The sequence below is a fragment of the Mycobacterium sp. P4_H6 genome (genome assembly GCF_056400845.1).
This window is the reverse complement of sequence record NZ_JBFUKN010000006.1, coordinates 31,620-49,275: the sequence shown is the minus strand read 5'-3', so window position 1 is coordinate 49,275 and position 17,656 is coordinate 31,620. Positions and strand designations below refer to the sequence as shown.

16 protein-coding genes are annotated in these 17,656 nt (G+C 67.2%); 7 read left to right on the top strand and 9 right to left on the bottom strand.

Translation table 11 applies throughout. The features are described 5' to 3' along the window. Positions 1-32: 32 nt before the first annotated feature. Genes benC through benA form a run of 3 tightly spaced genes read right to left on the bottom strand, consistent with a single transcriptional unit; the run spans position 33 to position 4,493 of the window. A complete protein-coding gene (gene benC / locus AC1DTF_RS04085; RefSeq protein ID WP_477473142.1) occupies positions 33-2,603 on the bottom strand; it encodes a benzoate 1,2-dioxygenase electron transfer component BenC in 2,571 nt (856 codons plus the stop codon). A gap of 8 nt (positions 2,604-2,611) precedes the next feature. Continuing rightward, the gene (gene benB, locus AC1DTF_RS04080) at positions 2,612-3,127 is read right to left on the bottom strand and encodes a benzoate 1,2-dioxygenase small subunit (protein WP_477473141.1); all 516 of its coding nucleotides are present in this window, start codon (positions 3,125-3,127) and stop codon (positions 2,612-2,614) included. Position 3,128: 1 nt separating this feature from the next. Next, the gene (gene benA / locus AC1DTF_RS04075) at positions 3,129-4,493 is read right to left on the bottom strand and encodes a benzoate 1,2-dioxygenase large subunit (protein ID WP_477473140.1); all 1,365 of its coding nucleotides are present in this window, start codon (positions 4,491-4,493) and stop codon (positions 3,129-3,131) included. A 204-nt stretch (positions 4,494-4,697) separates the two neighbouring features. Between benA and AC1DTF_RS04070 the strand changes: the two genes are divergently transcribed. The 5 genes from AC1DTF_RS04070 to AC1DTF_RS04050 all read left to right on the top strand — a co-directional run bounded on the left by AC1DTF_RS04070 (position 4,698) and on the right by AC1DTF_RS04050 (position 8,793). Further along, positions 4,698-5,600 (top strand): LysR family transcriptional regulator, encoded by a 903-nt coding sequence (locus AC1DTF_RS04070; protein ID WP_477473139.1) that lies wholly within the window; start codon positions 4,698-4,700, stop codon positions 5,598-5,600. Then, a complete protein-coding gene (locus AC1DTF_RS04065) occupies positions 5,597-6,697 on the top strand; it encodes a mandelate racemase/muconate lactonizing enzyme family protein (protein WP_477473138.1) in 1,101 nt (366 codons plus the stop codon). Before AC1DTF_RS04070 ends, AC1DTF_RS04065 begins: the two co-directional genes overlap by 4 nt. A gap of 63 nt (positions 6,698-6,760) precedes the next feature. Continuing rightward, entirely contained in the window at positions 6,761-7,618 is an 858-nt protein-coding gene (gene catA, locus AC1DTF_RS04060) for a catechol 1,2-dioxygenase (RefSeq protein WP_477473137.1), read from the top strand. A 1-nt stretch (position 7,619) separates the two neighbouring features. After that, positions 7,620-7,910 carry a muconolactone Delta-isomerase gene (gene catC, locus AC1DTF_RS04055; protein ID WP_477473136.1) on the top strand — a complete coding sequence of 97 codons (291 nt, stop codon included), beginning with the start codon at positions 7,620-7,622 and terminating at the stop codon, positions 7,908-7,910. Positions 7,911-7,962: 52 nt separating this feature from the next. Beyond that, positions 7,963-8,793 carry an LLM class F420-dependent oxidoreductase gene (locus tag AC1DTF_RS04050; RefSeq protein ID WP_477473135.1) on the top strand — a complete coding sequence of 277 codons (831 nt, stop codon included), beginning with the start codon at positions 7,963-7,965 and terminating at the stop codon, positions 8,791-8,793. A 7-nt stretch (positions 8,794-8,800) separates the two neighbouring features. On the opposite strand, the gene AC1DTF_RS04045 is transcribed toward AC1DTF_RS04050, so the two are convergent. After that, positions 8,801-9,994 carry an FAD-dependent monooxygenase gene (locus tag AC1DTF_RS04045; RefSeq protein WP_477473134.1) on the bottom strand — a complete coding sequence of 398 codons (1,194 nt, stop codon included), beginning with the start codon at positions 9,992-9,994 and terminating at the stop codon, positions 8,801-8,803. Positions 9,995-10,073: 79 nt separating this feature from the next. Between AC1DTF_RS04045 and AC1DTF_RS04040 the strand changes: the two genes are divergently transcribed. After that, positions 10,074-10,640, top strand: coding sequence for a TetR/AcrR family transcriptional regulator (locus AC1DTF_RS04040; protein WP_057168377.1), 567 nt, complete (start codon positions 10,074-10,076; stop codon positions 10,638-10,640). A gap of 6 nt (positions 10,641-10,646) precedes the next feature. On the opposite strand, the gene AC1DTF_RS04035 is transcribed toward AC1DTF_RS04040, so the two are convergent. From AC1DTF_RS04035 to AC1DTF_RS04020, 4 genes are all read right to left on the bottom strand, one after another. Continuing rightward, a complete protein-coding gene (locus tag AC1DTF_RS04035; protein ID WP_477473133.1) occupies positions 10,647-11,237 on the bottom strand; it encodes an Rv1733c family protein in 591 nt (196 codons plus the stop codon). Between the two features lie 63 nt (positions 11,238-11,300). Next, entirely contained in the window at positions 11,301-12,212 is a 912-nt protein-coding gene (locus tag AC1DTF_RS04030; protein ID WP_477473132.1) for a 3-hydroxyacyl-CoA dehydrogenase, read from the bottom strand. Next, complete coding sequence (locus tag AC1DTF_RS04025) at positions 12,209-13,474, bottom strand: iron-containing alcohol dehydrogenase (protein WP_477473131.1); 1,266 nt, start codon at positions 13,472-13,474, stop codon at positions 12,209-12,211. The genes AC1DTF_RS04030 and AC1DTF_RS04025 overlap by 4 nt, the downstream gene beginning before the upstream one ends. Continuing rightward, positions 13,471-14,979: an NAD-dependent succinate-semialdehyde dehydrogenase gene (locus AC1DTF_RS04020; RefSeq protein ID WP_477473130.1), complete on the bottom strand. Its 1,509-nt coding sequence runs from the start codon at positions 14,977-14,979 to the stop codon at positions 13,471-13,473. The genes AC1DTF_RS04025 and AC1DTF_RS04020 overlap by 4 nt, the downstream gene beginning before the upstream one ends. A gap of 163 nt (positions 14,980-15,142) precedes the next feature. On the opposite strand from AC1DTF_RS04020, the gene AC1DTF_RS04015 reads away from it, so the two are divergent. Next, a complete protein-coding gene (locus tag AC1DTF_RS04015; protein WP_477473129.1) occupies positions 15,143-16,867 on the top strand; it encodes a sigma-54-dependent Fis family transcriptional regulator in 1,725 nt (574 codons plus the stop codon). A 2-nt stretch (positions 16,868-16,869) separates the two neighbouring features. Here the strand turns inward: AC1DTF_RS04015 and AC1DTF_RS04010 are convergent, their stop codons facing one another. After that, positions 16,870-17,601, bottom strand: coding sequence for an SDR family NAD(P)-dependent oxidoreductase (locus AC1DTF_RS04010; protein ID WP_477473128.1), 732 nt, complete (start codon positions 17,599-17,601; stop codon positions 16,870-16,872). Between the last annotated feature and the right edge of the window lie 55 nt (positions 17,602-17,656).

Below are 17,656 nucleotides of genomic sequence, written 5' to 3'. Positions count from 1 at the left end.
CGTAGTGGCAGGCGCCGCTGTGGCGTGCCGGCTCAGCCGATGTCGCCACCGGCGACGGGCAGCACGGAGCCGGTGATGTAGGTGGCCTCGTCGGACGCCAGGAAGCAGATGGCCGCCGCCTGCTCATCGAGGGAGCCGTAGCGCTTCAGCAGCGATGAGTCGATGGTCTGCTCGATGTGCGCGTCGAACCAGGCGCGTTCGGTGTCGGTGCGCCGGTCGGGTGTACCGCGCGAGATCCGCCGCGGTGGCGCCTCGGTGCCGCCGGGTGCGGTGGCCACCACCCGGACGCCGTCGGGTGCGTACTCCATCGCCAACGAGGACGTGATGGCGTTGATGCCGCCCTTGGCCGCCGAGTAGGGAATGCGGTTGATTCCCTTGGTGGCCGCCGACGACACATTGACGATGACACCCGCGCGCCGGCGCACCATCGACGGCAGCACCGCGCGGCTGGCGTACAGCGTGGTCATCAACGAGCGGTCGATCTCGGCGCGGATCTCGGTGTCGGTGAACTGGGTGAAGGGTTTGAAGTTGATGGCGCCGCCGACATTGTTGATCAGCACGTCGATCCGCTCGAATGCTGAAAGCGCCTGTTGTGTCATTGATTCGGCGCCCTCGTAATGCTCGAGGTCGACGGTGACGGCGAGGGTTCTGTCGCCCAGTTCATCGGCGAGTTCCTTGACCAGTTCGGAGCGGTCGGCCAGTACCAGGGTGCCGCCCTCGGCGTGGATACGTCGCGCGGTCTGCTCGCCGATGCCCTGTGCGGCGCCGGTCACGACCACCACCTTCCCGTCGAAGCGCCCGGGTGTCACGAACTTCGGCGTGCGCGCTGGCACAGCGTCTGCCATGGCACGGCGCATGGTCTGCTTGGACCTGCCGGCATGGGCGGCGATGAGACCCCGGGCCGCGTCGCGGTCCCCGCTCTCGAATGCGCTGACAATGTCCAGATGGTCCTGTGCGCACAGGGGATGACACCACGTCGCGTTGCGCAGCACCTCGCTCATCCGGCCCTTGACGCCCAGTGCCTGGTAGGCCTGCAGCAGGTGATCGTTGCCGGTGAGGGTGAACAGGTAGTCGTGGAACGCCGCGTTGGTCTCGGTGTACTGCGCGGCGTCGACGAAGTGGTCGTCCTGCACGTAGGGCACGGTGGATTCGGCGAGCAGTCGGTACCCGGCCAGTTGCCGGGTGCTCAGCCGACCCAGTGTCAGTTCCAGTGCACCGAGTTCGAGTGCCTGCCGTGCCTCGAACAACGCGTCCGAGGCATGCACCTCGGGATGTTCCTCGCCGATCTGATATCCGTCCTCGGCCACCACGGATTCGGCGAAAATGGTCGGGGCGGCACTCACCGGTTCGGCCAAGCCGAACAGCAGTTCACCCGCGAGACTCCGTGCTCCGCTGGGTATCAGGGCGCCGTCATCAGGGAGCAGCAGGACCGGTACATCATCGATGACGGAACGGGAACCACCGTGGGCGGCGAGTTCCGCGTGCGGCAACATCTGTTGGCCGGCGACACTGCGGGCGTCTGCCGACGTCAGCAGGTCTTGCTCGGCGACCGCCGAAGGGGCGGGCGCGGTGACCGGTGTGGGGCTGCCGTGGGCCAGCGCGAACTTCTCGTAGTAGAAACCGGTGGGTTCCACGCCGGTGGTGTTGAGGTGGCCGCGCACCGATTCCACCATCGGGGGCGGCCCGCAGAGATAAACCGCGACATCTCCGTCGTACAGGTGCTTCGGTGCGATCAGGCTGGTCACGTAGCCCTTGTTCGCCGCAGTGGAGTTCGGATCCGAAACGCAGTGGTCCCAGGTGAATCCACTCAGCGTAGCGGCGATCTGCTCGATGTCGTCGAGGGCCACCAGGTCCTCATCGGTGCTGACGCCGTAGATCAGGTGCGCGGTGCGCCGGCTCGGGGACGCGCCCAGCGTGCGCAGCATCGAGAGCACCGGCGCCAGGCCGGTACCGCCCGCGAGCAGCAGCACCGGACGGTCGGTTTCGCGCAGGAAGAACGACCCATTCGGGCCGGTGAAAGAAATGGCGTCACCGATGGCTGCGCGCTGATCGAGGTAGTCCGACATCGCCCCGCCGGGAGTCAGCTTCACCAGGAACGTGAGCAGGTCGGCGCCCGGAGCGTTGGAGAACGAGTACGAACGGGTCTGGTCGGTGCCCGGGACCGCAATGTTCACGTACTGCCCTGGCAGAAAAGCCAACTCGGAGCGATTCGGGATCTCGATGCCGAGCGCGATGGTGGTGGCCGACAGCCGATCGAGCTGGGTGACGGTGCCGGCGTAGGTGGCGGCCTGTGTCTTCGCCACGTCGGATGTGCTGGCGATCTGCAGCACGAGATCCGAGCGCGGCTTCATGCTGCACGGCAGCACGTACCCAGCGGCGGCCTCGTCGGTGGGCAGCGCGTCCTCGATGTAGGTTCCGCCGTCGTAACTGCCGGATTCGCACAGCGCCTTGCAGGTGCCACACGCGCCGTCGCGGCAGTCGAGGGGGATGTTGATCCGCTGGCGATAGGAGGCGTCGGCGACGGTCTGGTCATCACGGCAGGTGATGAACCGGGTCACACCGTCCTCGAAGGACAGGGCGACGGAATGCGTTTCGGCAGTCATGACGTTTCCTAGAAGTGGTAGACGTCGACGACGTGGTGGATGTAGTCGTTCTTGAGTACGACGGTCTTCCGTCGGATCAGGGGCTGCTCATCGCTGAAATCGATGGTGTAGAAGGACGTCCCGTAGTAGGGATCGACCGTCTTGTACCGGAAGTACATCGTGTGCCAGTTGAATCGGACGTCGACGAGGTCGCCTCGGCGCTCGATGACCTCCACGTTGCTGATGTTGTGACTCGTGCGGGGCTCGGGCAGCGAGGTCGCCGAGGACCGTTCGGTACGGATGCGGAACACCCGGTCCTCCAGGCCGCCCTTGTTGGCGTAGTAGATCAGCGAGATGTCGCGTTGCGGGTTCTCGACGAGGGTGTCGTTGTCGTCCCAGGACGGCATCCAATACACGACGTCATCGGCATAGCAGCCCAGCCACTTCTCGAACTCACGGTCGTCGAGATGACGTGCCTCGCGATAGAGGAACTGTTCGATCATGTTCTGGGTGATCAGTTTCGGCGTACTTTCGACGGTCGTCATCTCAGTTCTCCTCTCGAGTCAGCGCTGCGCGCATGGTGTCCAGCCAGTAGCCGTGCTGCACCGGGTACAGGCCTTCGTCCTCGTTCTTCACGCCCGCTGAGATGACGCCCTCCATGCCCAGCGCCGTGGCGACGTCGTCGGGTCCGGTGAGCCAGTGCTCCGCGCCGCGGCTCATGTCATTCCAGGGGGCGGCCTGGGCGCGGAAGGTCAGCTGGCAGGAACGGAACTCCTCCAGATCGTCGGGGGTGGCCATCCCGGAGGCGTTGAAGAAGTCTTCGTACTGCCGGATCCGGTGCGCCCGGGCGGTGTCGCTCTCGCCCTTGGGGGCGATGCAGTAGATGGTCACTTCGGTCTTGTCCGGCGCGATGGGCCGGAAGTGCCGGATCTGCGTCGAGAACTGGTCCATCACATAGACGTTGGGGTAAAGGCACAGGTTTCGGGAGCCCTTGACCATGAATTCGCCCTTGGCGTCACCGAAGGTGGCTTTGAGTTCGTCGAGCTTGTCCCACAGCGGACGGTCCTGTGGGTTGCCCGCCCAGGTCCACAGGCACAGGTGGCCGTGCGGGAAGGACCAGTAGCCACCGCCCGACTTGCCCCAGCTGCCCGCGTCGAGCGCTTTGGTGTCGTTCTTGGATTCGCCGGTGCTGCGCCGGCTGGTGGTGGCGGCGTAGTTCCAGTGCGTCGCGGTGACGTGATACCCGTCGGCGCCGTTCTCCGCCTGCACCTTCCAGTTGCCGTCGTAGGTGTAGGTCGACGAGCCGCGCAGCACCTCCAGGCCGTCGGGTGACTGGTCCACCAGCATGTCGATGACCTTGGTGGTGTCACCGAGGTGCTTGTCGAGTGCAAGCACGTCGTCGTTGAGGCTGGCGAACAGGAACCCGCGGTAGCTGTCGAAGCGCGCCACCTTGGTCATGTTGTGACTGCCGTTCACGTTGAACGTTTCGGGGTAGCCGGCCCCGTCGGGATCCTTGACCTTCAGCAGGCTGCCGTCGTTGCGGAACGTCCAGCCGTGGAACGGGCACGTCAGCGTCATCCGGTTGTCGGTCTTGCGGCGGCAGATCATTGCGCCGCGATGGGCGCAGGCATTGATGAGGCAGTGCAACTCGCCGGACTTGTCCCGGGTGATGACCACGGGCTGCCTGCCGACGTAGGTGGTGAAGTAGTCACCGGGGTTGGGCACCTGACTTTCGTGCGCCAGATAGATCCAGTTGCCCTCGAAGATGTGCTTCATCTCCAGCTCGAAGATCTCCTCATCGGTGAAGATCCGCCGGTTGGTGCGGTAGACGCCGGCCTCGGCGTCGTCGACGACGGCGTCGGCCAGGACGGCGGCGATGTGGCTGCCGGTGCGGGGGAGCGATGTGGTCATGTGGGCCTCCAGATGTGAGCTCTTCCTGCACTCTGGCATCGAGTGGTAGCGGTCACACTAGGTAATTGCCTAGTCCTGGCCAGGTGTCATATTGATCGATGAGATCGATAAATAGGCCGAATATGAGTCCTTGTTTCCTATGGATAAGCGTCTTACCGTCGTACGTGTCGGTCGTCACAATGCGGCCGAGAACGGACGGAAACCATGGAGCTGCGTCACCTGCGATATTTCGCGGCAGTGGCCGACACCTGCCATTTCGGGCAGGCAGCCGATCAACTGCACGTCGCGCAGCCCGCACTGTCCTACGCGATCCGCCAGCTCGAAGACGAGCTCGGGGCCACCCTCTTCAACCGGACGACGCGGCAGGTATCCCTCACCCCGGCGGGGGACTTCCTCAAGCTGGAGGCCGCCCGGATCCTGAGCGAGGTCGACGACGCCGAACGCGGTGTGCGCCGCATCGCCGCGGGCCGCAGCGGGCTGCTGAGGGTCGGGCTCACCGGCACCGCCGCCTTCTCGCACCTGCCGCGCATCGCCCGCATCCTGCGCCAGGAACTCCCGGGGGTGGCGGTCGAGATCCAGGCCGACATGCTGACACCGCAGCAGTGCGAGCAACTGCGTACGGGCTCCCTCGACGTCGGGGTGTTGCGTCCCCCCGCGGTGGGGGAGGACATCGAGCTACGCAGCATCGACGTCGAGCCCCTGGTGCTCGCGGTGTCTGCCGACCATCGGCTGGCCGCCGAACCGGTGGTGTCGCTGAGCGACCTTCGCTCCGAGTCCTTCGTCGCCTACGCCAGCCGGGACTCCGCGGTCAACGATGCAGTCCTGCGCAGCTGCAAGCGGGCCGGGTTCGTCCCGCACCGCGAACACGCCGCGCCCGGCACCGCGGTGCTGCTGGCTCTGGTCGCCGCCGGCTTCGGCGTCTCGGTGGTCCCGGCCTCGGTGCGGGCCCTGCCGCTGCACGGCGTCGTGTTCCGCGACCTCGCCGACGCCGGCAGTATCGAACTGGCACTGGCCTGGCGACGCGGTGGTGACAACCCCGTCGTCGACGCGGTCGTCGAGGTACTCACGGCCGCATTCACGCCCCACACCATCGAGGAACTACTGTGAAAATCACTGCCGTCGAGGCGATCCCGTTCGCCATTCCGTATGTCAAGCCACTGAAGTTCGCCTCGGGAGAGGTGCACACCGCCGATCACGTCCTGGTGCGCGTGCACACCGGCGATGGCGTGGTGGGCATCGCCGAGGCGCCGCCCCGCCCCTTCACCTACGGGGAGACCCAGGCCGGCATCATCGCCGTCATCAACCAGCTGTTCGCGCCCGCCCTGATCGGGCTGTCGCTGACCGAACGCGAGGTCGCCCACGCGCGGATGGCACGCACGGTCGGGAACCCGGCGGCGAAATCCGCTGTGGACATGGCGATCTGGGATGCGCTCGGGCGAACCCTGGAGCTGCCCGTCACCAGCATCCTTGGCGGATACACCGACCGGATGCGGGTCAGCCACATGCTGGGCTTCGACGACCCGGCCGCCATGGTCGACGAGGCGGTCAAGATCCGGGAACTGCACGGCATCAACACCTTCAAGGTGAAGGTGGGCCGCAGGCCCGTCACCCTGGACACCGCCGTGGTGCGGGCACTGCGCGACCACTTCGGCGACGCCGTCGAGTTGTACGTCGACGCCAACCGCGGCTGGACCGCCGCCGAGTCGCTGCGGGCGATGCAGGAGATGGCCKACCTGGACCTGCTGTTCGCCGAGGAACTGTGCCCCGCCGATGACGTGCTCGGCCGACGATGGCTGGTGGATCGGCTGGACGTGCCGTTCATCGCCGACGAATCGGTGCCGACACCCGCCGATGTCACCCGTGAGGTACTCGCCAAGTCCGCCACCGCGATCAGCATCAAGACCGCGCGCACCGGGTTCACCACCTCGCAGCGCGTGCACCATCTGGCCGAAGGGTTGGGCGTGGAGGTGGTGATGGGCAACCAGATCGACGGGCAGATCGGCAGTGCCTGCGCCGTCACGTTCGGGGCCGCTTTCGAACTCACCTCCCGGCGCGCCGGTGAACTGTCCAACTTCCTGGACATGTCCGACGACCTGCTCACCGAGCCATTGCGCATCCGGGACGGGCTGTTGCGCGTCCCGCCGGGCGTGGGACTCGGCATCGACATCGACCCCGACAAGCTGTCCCGCTACCGCACCGATTGACCTGACCTGTGCTGTGGGCAGCCCCCGCAGCGTGAAAGAACCAGAGAGAAAGAAGAATTGATCATGACCACCATCGAACAGCCGGCCAGCGCGGCAGCCTCCGGAGCCTCGGCCACCGAACGCTTCCACGCCGACAAGTCGCCCTATGACGCCGTCAAGGACACCCCGACGGAGCGGGTCGACCTGCTGGCCCGCGAGGTGCTCGGAGCCGTGYACGACACCATCCGCCGGCACCGCGTCACCTACGACGAGTACAACGCGCTCAAGGCATGGCTCATCGACGTGGGAGAGACCGGCGAATGGCCGCTGTTCCTCGACGTCTGGCTCGAGCACGCCGTCGAGGATGTGGCCACCGACCACCGGGCCGGCAACAAAGGCAGCATCGAAGGTCCCTACTACGTTCCCGGCTCCCCAGAACTCGGCGCCAAAGGCACCATCCCGATGCGCGACAGTGAGTCCGGCACACCCCTGGTCTGGCGCGGCCGCATCACCGACACCGACGGCGCCCCGCTGCAGGGCAAGGTCGAGCTCTGGCACGCCGACGACGACGGCTTCTACTCGCAGTTCGCCCCGGGTATCCCGGAATGGAACCTGCGGGGCAGCTTCTCGACCGGAGCCGACGGTGAGTTCGAGATCACCACGATTCGTCCTGCGCCGTATCAGATTCCGACCGACGGGTCGTGCGGCAAGCTGATCGCCGCGGCCGGCTGGCACGCCTGGCGGCCCGCGCACCTGCACGTCAAGGTGTCCGCGCCGGGCCACGAACTCCTCACCGCCCAGCTGTACTTCCCGGGTGACGAGCACAACGATGATGACATTGCCAGCGCCGTCAAGCCCGAGCTGATCCTCGCTCCCGAGGTCGAGTCGGACGGCACCCAGTCGGTGCAGTACAGCTTCGCCCTCGACCCCGAACGGAGCTGAGGTGCTGTTCCACGTACGAATGGACGTGAACCTGCCTGCCGATATGGACGCTGCGGCCAAGGCGGACCTGATCAGCCGGGAGAAGGCCTACTCGCAGGACCTGCAACGGAGCGGAACATGGCCGGAGATCTGGCGCATCGTCGGTGAGTACGCCAACTTCTCCATTTTCGACGTCGCCTCGAATGACGAACTGCACCAGATCATCTCGGGTCTGCCGCTGTTCCCGTACATGAAAGTGCACGTCACGCCACTGGCCACGCATCCATCGGATGTCAAAGCGGCCGCGGAATAGCGCAGTCCCGGACAGGGTTGACGCAGGGGAGACTGGCTACGAGAGGCACACCATGAAGTTCGGCATCTCCACCTTTGTGACCGACGACGGCATCGACCCGGTATCGCTGGCAACTGCCATCGAAGAGCGGGATTTCCACTCGCTGGTCATCGCCGAACACACCAACATCCCGGCCAGCCGGGAGTCCGCGTATCCGGGTGGTGGCGAGCTGCCCGATCAGTACTACAAGACGCTCGACCCCTTCGTCACGCTGGCCGCCGCGGCCGCCGTCACATCCAAGATCGAACTGTTCACCGGGATCGCCCTGCTCATTCAGCGTGACCCGATCATCACCGCGAAAGAGGCGGCCAGCATCGACCTCATCTCCGGTGGCCGGTTCGTCTTCGGTGTCGGCGCCGGCTGGAACCTCGAGGAACTGCGCAACCACGGCACGGATCCGAAAACTCGCGGCGCGCTGCTGGACGAGCGCATCGAGGCCATCAAGGCGCTCTGGACCGATGAGCCCGCCGAATATCACGGCAAATACGTCGATTTCGATCCGACTCATCTGCGGCCGAAGCCGGTACAGACGCCGCACCCGCCCATCTACATCGGCGGCAACTCCGATGCCACGGTGAAGCGGATCATCCGACACGGCGCAGGATGGATCTCCAACCCGTTCCCGGAGGATCAACTGGCCCGGCGCATCGGGCAGCTGAAAGAGGGCGCAGGACACGACGTGCCGTTGGCGATGTTCGGGACGCCGGTGGACGCGCAGTACTGGAGTGCTGTCGAGAGCCTCGGGTTCGGGCAGGTGGCGCTGATCCTGCCCAGCGTGCCGCGCGATGAATCCCTGCGGCTGCTCGACGAGTACGCGGCTGCCGTCGCGCAGTATCGCGGCTGACCGTCCGCTACACCGCGGCCAGCGCCTGCCGGGCGACCTGCTCGGCGTCGTAGGTGTTCACCGCGATACCGGCGAAGATGGCGTCGATCTTCGCGGCCCGCGCTGATGCGGCCAGATCATTCGACCGGTAGGTGCGTCCGGCCTCCCGCGCACCGTCGCGGACCTGCCGGGTGCGGATCATCCGGAGCTCCTGGTACATCCGCAACCGGGACGGCGCGTCGGCGGGGCCGCAGTCGTCCAGCAGGACCGCAAGGGTCATGGCGTCCTCGATGGCCTGGTTGGCGCCCTGCCCGAGATGGGGCACGACCGCATGAGCGGAATCGCCCAGCAGTGTGACGCGTTCACTCGACCACTGCGAAAGCGGCGCGCGGTCATAGATCCCCCAGCGGAACGTCTCATCCATCGCGCCGATGATGTCCAGTACGGGTTGATCCCATCCCCGGTAGGCGGCGGCCAGCTCGAGCACATCACCTGGCGCGGTCCACGACTCCAGCACCTCAAGGTCGGTGGGTACGAAGGCCACCACGTTGAGCAGACGGCCCGCCGACACGGGGTAGACCAGGAAGCTGCGCTCGGGACCCATCCACATCCCGCTGACGTCGAGATGGCCCACGGGGGCTATCCCGGAGAGCCGCTCGGCGGGAATGAGCCCGCGGTAAGCCATGATTCCCTCGCTCACCGGCTGCGTCGGCGCGCTGACCACTCCTTGGAGCGCGGAGTGGATACCGTCGGCTGCGACCAGCAGGTCGGTCTCGACGGTGCTGCCATCGGCGAACCGGACGGTGACGCCGTCGGGACCCTCGATCGCACTGACCACGGCGTGCCCGAAGGTGATCGCCCCGGTGGGCAGGGCGTCGCAGAGCACGCGCTGGAACTCGGCGCGGTGCAGAAACCAGGTGTGCGCAGGGTCGCCGAACGACAAGGTCGACGGTTCTCCGGCGATCGGCTCGCCCTGCCAGGTACGGAACACGTAGTGCGAGAGCGGGCCGGCGATCGCCTTCAGCTGTTCGCCGAGCCCGAGGCGGGTGAGCACGCGGGATCCGTTGGGGGCGATGGACACTCCGGCGCCCAAGGCTTTGAGTTCGGAAGCTTTCTCATACACGTGCGCGTCGACCCCGTGGGCACGCAGTGCGATGGCGGCGGTCAACCCGCCGATACCGGCTCCGACGATCGCCACCCGAAGCGCTCGCTTGTCGTTCATGACCTGACCTCCCTGAACTCAATGATGTACCGATCGGCACATCATTGACCGTACGCGTACCGCTCGGTACATTCAAGTGATGCCGCGCACCGCAGATCCCGCCAAACGTGCCGAGCTGCTCGACGGCGTCATCGGCTACCTGCAGGAACATGGCGTGGCGGACATGTCGCTGGCCCCGATGGCCGAGGCGCTGGGTACCAGCAAGCGAATGCTGCTGTATTACTTCGGCGACCGCGGCGAACTGCTGGCCCAGGCGTTGAACGCCAGCAGGCCCGATGTCGGCGGGATGTTCGACGGCATCAGCACCGAGGCCGAGTTCGTGGCGGCGGCGCGGTCATTGTGGCGGGCCATCACCCGTGGCGCGCAACGCCGGACCGTCGGCTTGATGCTGCAGGTGCTGAGTCTGGCCGTCACGGATCCCGACACCTATCAGCCTTACGCCGACCAAGCGGTGACGATCATGCTCGATCCGATCGCCCGGGCGCTGGCCGGCCTGGGATACCCGAAGCGCGACGCTGAGGTGCGTGCCTCGTTGGTCGTGTCCGGATTACGGGGTCTGTGTCAGGACGGTCTCGTCACCGGCGACAAGGGTCGCGTCGACGCGGCGGCCGAACTGGTCATCGCTGCGGCGATGTCGCCACGCTGATTCGGCTCAGTTGCGCCGGTTGGCCCAGCCGTCGTCGTTGTGCGCCAACAGGAGTAGTTCGCGGTCCCACGCGCGGTGGCGAGAGCGGTCCAGTCCGCGGCGGATGAGATAGGCCACGAGTGCGCCGCACACCACGATGCTGATCCAGAAGGACACCGCGGCGGCCGTGGCGGTCACCGCGGCGTCGTCGGCCCGCAGCGGCTCCGAGACCACCTTTCCGCTCTCGTCCAGCCAGACCTTCATGTGATCCCCCGGGCGGATGGTCGCGGGACTGACGACCGACTCGGTGCGCACCTGGGTTCCCTCGCGCCACTGGGCGCGCACATAGGCGGGGGTGTCCAGTTCGGTGGGAGCACCCACACCGGCCACCACGACAGCCTGCACGGAGTGCCGGGTCTGAGCCTGCTGCTCGGCCGTGCGCACGCCCGCGTCGCGCAYCACCGTGCCCGCGGACACCGCGGCGGGGATGGCGAAGAGTGCGACGACGACCACGCCGAGCACTGCGAGCGCTTCCAGCCGATCGACCATGCGGACCAGCGGGTGGAATCCGAGCGCACGCAGGTACCAGCGAAGTCGTCCAGCTAACCGTGCATACATTGCATCCAGCGTGACACCGGCGGTGACGGTCTGCAAAGCCAGACGGGTGCGAGGCGATGGATATCACACCGCGTTCTGTGCGCGCATCCGGATCAACTGTCGGTCCCGCCAGCGCACCCGTTCATCCCAATCCTCGAGGTCGAGCAACGCCCGGCGCTGTGCCGTGACCTCGGCAATCAGGTCCGGTGTCCACGGGTCATGCTGCCCGCGCTCGGCCCCCATGCGCGCGTAGGCGGGGCCCATCTTCGCGGCATGCGATTCGATACCACCGCGGGTGTTCAGATCGGCCGTCTCGAACGGCCCGATGAAGCTCCAGCGCAAACCCAGCCCACTGCGCACCACCTCGTCGATGTCGTCGACGGTCGCCACCCCGTCGCGCACCAGGCAGTACGCCTCGCGCAACAGCGCACCCTGCAGGCGGTTGAACAGGAACCCCTCGACCTCGCGGCGCACCAGCACCGGTCGCAGACCGGCCGACCGGTAGATCTCGGTGGCGCGCCCGATGATCGCCTCGGCGGTGACCGCGGACGGCACCACCTCGATGACCGGCAACAGGTACGGCGGGTTGCCGGGATGGCCGACCAGAATCCGTGTTGCCACCGAGACGTCGAGCCCCTCGGCCAGTCGGCTCGGCACGATCGCCGAACTGGAACTGGCCAGCGGCACCTCCGCAGGCGTCCCAACGGCGGCCTGCACCAACAGGTCCTGTTTGAGGTCGACGCGTTCGGGGGCGCACTCCTGCACGAATGTCGCGCCCGCGAGTGCATCCTCCAGATCGGTGGTCAACCGCACCCGCGCTTCGATGGCGGTGGGGTCGGCCAGGTCCAGTTGCTTGAGGCGTTCGCGAAGATCGGCGGCCGCCCGCGGCAGCGCGTCCTCGAACGGGTCAAATACCGCGACGTCAACACCGCGGCAGGCGAACAGGATCGCGAACGACACCCCGATGGAGCCCGCACCGAGTACGGCCACCCTCACAGCTGCCACCAGCTCCGGTCGCCGTCATAGCCGCGTTCCAGGATCGACACCACCGACTCGGCAGACAGGTCGCGGGGATTGTTGGCGGTCAACCGGGTGGCCAGCATGGCCTGCTTGGCGACGAACCCGAAATCCTTGGGCTCCAGCCCCAGGGAGCGCAGATCGAGCGGGGCACCCAGGGTCTCCAAGATCGTCTCGATCCGCAGGATCGCCGACCGGGCCTGGATTTCCAGGGGATCCGATGCATCCGACGCGCCCAGGATGCGGCCGATCTCGGCGAACTCCGGGATGCGGGCCGGCAGGTTGTAGCGCATCACATAGGGCAGCAGCGCGCTGATACCGAAACCGTGCGGGGTGTGGGTGAGGCCGCCGATCGGGGACTGGATCGCGTGCGCCCCGGCGGTGCCCGCGGTGTTGATGGCCATCCCGGCGCAGTACGCACCGAACAGGGTGTCCGAGCGCGCCGCCAGATCGGACGGATCGGCGGCCACCGCGGGCAGCGAGTTGTTCAGCAGCGCAAGACCGGTGCGGGCGTACACATCGGCCAGCACATTCTTGCCGGCGTACAAGGTGCCGGCCAGCTGGTCGGCATCCGGGTTCTTCGCCCTGCCGGTGAAGGATTCGATCAGGTGCGACAGCGCGTCCGCGCCGGACGCCGCGGTCAGCCCGGCCGGGCAGGTCAGCGTCAGTTCGGGGTCGATGATCGCGGCGTGGGCTTCCAGGTGCGGGCTGGCGACACCGACCTTCATGCCCTGCTCCTCGTCGAAAACCACCGAGATACAGGTGACTTCGGCTCCGGTGCCCCCGGTGGTGGGGACGGTGATGACCGGTATGCCGGGCCCCGGCACCAGGAACTGCCCGTAATAGTCGCGCACGTCACCGCCATGCCGGAGCACCACCGAGGCGACCTTGGCCAGATCCATGCACGATCCGCCGCCGATACCGACGATGGCTTCGATGGCACTGCCGCCGAAACGCTCGACCACGTCCACGACGTTGCGGCGCGGTAGATCCGGCTCGGTCCCGTCGTACACCGACACCGAAACACCCTGTTGCTGAATCTCTTCCACAATCCGCACGAACTCCGCGCTGGCCGCCATCCGGGCGTCGGTGACCACCAGGACACGCTCGGCGAGACCCTGCACCACCCGGGCGATCTGCCGGCGCTGTCCCGGACCGAACAGCACCATCGACGGCTGACGCAGCAGCCCGACGCCCAGTTCATTGGCGGTGTGCACCGGTGAAGCGAAGGTGGCGGTCATGACAGGCCCTCTTCCTCGTTGACGGTGACGGCCAGGTACTTGGGCTCCAGGTAGTCGTAGATGGCGTCGTGCCCGCCCTCGCGGCCGAGCCCGGAAGCCTTCACGCCGCCGAACGCCGCCGCCGGGTCGRCCATGATGCCGCGGTTCACGCCGACCATGCCGAAGTCCAGCCGCTCGCCGACCGCGACGGCCCGCGACAGATCCCTGGTGAACACGTAGGCGGCCAACCCGTACTTGGTGTCGTTGGCGAAGGCGATCGCCTCGGCGGTCGAGTCCACCTGGTAGATGGTCGCAACGGGCGCGAAAAGTTCTCTGCTGCAGAGCTCCTCGGGGCGGTTGTGCACCCGGAAGACGGTGGGTTCGAAGAAGTACCCGGCGCCCGGACGGGCACCTCCGCCGACGAGCAGTTCGGCGCCGGTGGCCTGCAGCGTCTCGACCAAATCGACGACGGTGTCGCGTTGCCGCTCGGAGATGATCGGCCCGACGTCCACACCGGGTTCGAAACCGTTGCCGACCGTGAGCTCCCTGGTGAGTTCGACGAACCGCGCGGTGAACTCCTCGGCCACCGCACTGTGCACGATGATCCGGTTGGCGGCCACGCAGGCCTGCCCGGCGTTGCGGAACTTGCTCACTACGGCCTGCTGCGCCGCGAGTTCGATATCGGCGTCGTCCAGGACGATGAACGGGCCGTCCCCGCCGAGTTCCATCGAGGTGTTGATGATGCCCGGGGCGGCCTGTTCCAGCAGGGTGGCACCCACCCCGGTGGACCCGGTGAAACTCACCTTGCGCAACCGGTCATCGGCCATCAGCGCCGCCGAGACCGCGGCCGATTCCGTGGTGTGGATCAGGTTGACCACACCGTCGGGAAAGCCGGCCTCGCGCAGGGTTTCGACGAACAGCGCGCACGTCAGCGGAGTCTCCTTGGCGGACTTGACGATCACCGGGCAGCCGGCAGCCAGCGCCGCACCGGCCTTGCGGGCGATCATCAGCATCGGGAAGTTCCACGGGGTGATCAGCAGCGCGGGCCCGACCGGCTGGTGGGTGGTGATCACCCGGTAGCCGCCGTGCGACGACGGCGCGTAGCTGCCGTGCAGGTGCGCGATCTGCTCGGTGTACCAGAGGAAGAACTCCGCGGACAGCGCGAACTCGGCGTGCGACTCGGCCAGCGGCTTGCCACTCTCGGCGGTCATCACGTCGGCGAACTCCTCGGCGCGCGTCAGCAGCAGCCGGTGGGCGTGACCGAACAGCTCTGCCCGCATCCGCGGGGCGACACGGCGCCACTGCTGCTGCGCGTCCGCCGCCGCGTCCAGCGCGGCCTCCGCGTCCAGGGCGCCGCCGTCGGACATGGTCGCGATCTGCTCCCCGGTGGCCGGGTCGAGCACGGCGAAGGTGTCGTCGGTGCTGTGCCAGCGGCCACCGATGAACAGTCCGGTGGGGACGCGGTGGCCGTGCACCAGCGCCGTCCCGGAGGGTGTCGCAGAGGGTTTTGCCAGCGTCGTTGTCATGCTGCATCACGCTAGGGCGCACATGTGACCCCGGATAYGACTGCATCTTTTTGAGACAGTCCGCGGGCATGGCGCCGATCGGCCGCAGGATCAGGGCTAAGATTTTGTGATCCAGATCGCATTCGCCGGCGACGCCCCGAATGCGTGACGCAAGGAGTTGTTCGTGTCGGCACGGCCCACCGGATCGAGGCTCGAGGAGCTTCGTGCGCAGTTCCTGACCGCGTCCGACCCGGATCTCGCGGTGCCACCGGACCTGCTCGAATCGTGGCGCCGGTCCAAGAGCGCGCTGGGCGCCCCGGCCAATGTCCGCGATGTGCCGCGCGTCGACGAGGAACTGATCGACAACCACCTGCTGGAGATGTTCCAGGCGCCGATGGCTCGCGCCGCCGAGGACCTCGCCGGGTCGGGCATGGGTCTGTTGCTCGCCGACGCGCAGGGCCGCATCGTGCAGCGGTGGTCGCTGGACTCATCGGCAATGAACCAGCTGGACCGGCTGGGCACCGTCCGCGGTGCGGTGCTGGCCGAGGATGCCGTCGGCACCAACGGGGTGGGTACCGCCCTGGCCTCGGGGAAGAGCGTGCTGATCGAGGGCGCCGAGCATTTCGCCGACGTCTATTCCAACGCCCTGTGCACGGGCGCGCCGGTGTGGCATCCCATCACCGGGAAGCTGCTGGCCGCGGTCACCATGTCGACGAAGATCGACGAGCGCAGCGGCCTGCTGCTGCCACTGACGAATTCACTTGCCGCGCAACTTCAACAGCACGTGCTCGACGTCGCCCAGCCCGGATCGCGGGCCATCCTGGCGGCGTTCCTCGACGGCTCCGCGCGACATGATGGACCGGTGGTGGCGTTCGGCCCCGACGGGTTGACGATGCGCAGCCGCCGGGCGGGGGAGCTGACCCAGACCGACGTCGACCTGATCGGGCACCTGACCGCGGGACTGCGCCACGATGCCCGCCTGACCGCCGAGCTGTCGGTGGGTACCACCGCCATCGACGCCAGCGTGCTCGACGGCGGCGCCGGGGTGGTTGCCGCGCTGCGGCCGGCGCCGCGGGTGAGCCTCGCGCACGGCCGTCCGTCGCCGGGCGGTCTTGTGGGGCAGACGAAGTCGTGGCTGACGGCGGCGCATCATGTCAGCAGGCACATCGCGGCCCGCACCGCGCTGCTGATCGCCGGGGAGCCTGGTACCGGGAAAACCTCGCTGGCACTGGGCCGTCCGTACCGGCCTGGTGCGGTGCACGACGATGTGACGGTGGTGCACACCGCGCAGCGACAGATCGTCGGCGATCAGGTCTGGTTGCAGGAACTGTCCGACGCCGTCACCGGATCATCCAGGGTCGTGGTGCGCGGGGTGGAGAACCTCGACGCGCAGGCGCTGGCAGCGCTGCGCGGCCTGATCGACGCCGACAGCGGCCACGGGTCAATCCTGATGACGGCGACGGCGCCCACCCAGGCCGATGCCGAGGCGGCCGCCACCCGGCTCGGTGTGGCGATGGTGTGGGTGCCACCACTGCGGGAGCGCACCGCGGACATCGCGTCGCTGTGGAATGCCTTTGTCGCACAACGATCACCGGGTCTGCGCCTGACGGTCAGCGATGATGCCCGCCGGGCCCTGGAGGCCGCGGGCTGGTCGGGCAATCTCGCCGAACTCCGCACGCTGGTGGGGCAACTGGTGGGGGAGGGCAGCCGCGGCGTGGTGCAACTCGACCAGCTGCCCGATTCGCTACGGGCGCACCGCTCCTGGTCGATGATCGAGCGCACCGAGATGGAGACCATCCGCCGCGCACTGCAGGAGGCCGGCGGAAACCGGTCCAGAGCTGCCGAGCTGCTCGGTGTCTCGCGGGCCACGATCCACCGAAAGCTCAAGACCTACAATTTATCTGGATAACATTACTGCGCCAGGTAACCGCCGTCGATCACCAGCTCGGAGCCGGTGACGAAACTCGATTCGTCCGACGCCAGGAACACCACACCGTGGGCGATCTCCTCCGGTAGACCGGCACGCCCCATCGGCGTCTGTGCCACCACGAACTCGTTGATCTCGACTTCCTGTGAGTCGGTCAGCGGGGTCTTGATGAACCCCGGGTGCAGCGAGTTGACCCGGACGTTGTCCTTGGCGTAGCTGATCGCCGCGCTCTTGGACATGTTGCGCACCGCGCCCTTGGTGGCGTGATAGGCATGCGCGCCGGCCACCGCGGCGTTGCCCCAGATCGACGACACATTGATGATCGATCCGCTGCGCCGGCTCACCATGTGCGGGATCACCGAGCGCATCCCCAGGAAGGTGCCCGTCTGGTTGGTGGCGATGACCCGTTCCCATTCGGCCACGCTCAGCTCGTGCAGTGACTGGTAGGCAATGATGCCGGCGTTGTTGGCCAGCACGTCGATACGGCCGTAGCGGTCGAGTACGTCGTCGATCACGGTCGTCCAGTCCTCCTCGGAGGACACGTCGAGCTGGCGGTAATCGATACCCGCCGAACGCGGGCCGAACGCCTCGTCGGTCTTGGACCGCCCGGTCGCGATGGTGGTGGCGCCCTCCCGGGCGAAGGCCTCCGCGATGGCGTGCCCGATACCCCGGCAGGAGCCGGTGACCAGGGCGACCTTGTCGTGCAGACGGTTCATGAGCTTCTCCTGTGAGTAGGTGTCTGAAGCCTGTCGCGCGCCCCCGGTGTCGCAG

What these genes read in the sequence shown, in the direction of transcription:
- benC (WP_477473142.1), bottom strand. Translation starts at nt 2,603, where the DNA reads ATGACTGCCGAAACGCATTCCGTCGCCCTGTCCTTCGAGGACGGTGTG.
- benB (WP_477473141.1), bottom strand. Translation starts at nt 3,127, where the DNA reads ATGACGACCGTCGAAAGTACGCCGAAACTGATCACCCAGAACATGATC.
- benA (WP_477473140.1), bottom strand. Translation starts at nt 4,493, where the DNA reads ATGACCACATCGCTCCCCCGCACCGGCAGCCACATCGCCGCCGTCCTG.
- AC1DTF_RS04070 (WP_477473139.1), top strand. Translation starts at nt 4,698, where the DNA reads ATGGAGCTGCGTCACCTGCGATATTTCGCGGCAGTGGCCGACACCTGC.
- AC1DTF_RS04050 (WP_477473135.1), top strand. Translation starts at nt 7,963, where the DNA reads ATGAAGTTCGGCATCTCCACCTTTGTGACCGACGACGGCATCGACCCG.
- AC1DTF_RS04045 (WP_477473134.1), bottom strand. Translation starts at nt 9,994, where the DNA reads ATGAACGACAAGCGAGCGCTTCGGGTGGCGATCGTCGGAGCCGGTATC.
- AC1DTF_RS04040 (WP_057168377.1), top strand. Translation starts at nt 10,074, where the DNA reads ATGCCGCGCACCGCAGATCCCGCCAAACGTGCCGAGCTGCTCGACGGC.
- AC1DTF_RS04025 (WP_477473131.1), bottom strand. Translation starts at nt 13,474, where the DNA reads ATGACCGCCACCTTCGCTTCACCGGTGCACACCGCCAATGAACTGGGC.
- AC1DTF_RS04010 (WP_477473128.1), bottom strand. Translation starts at nt 17,601, where the DNA reads ATGAACCGTCTGCACGACAAGGTCGCCCTGGTCACCGGCTCCTGCCGG.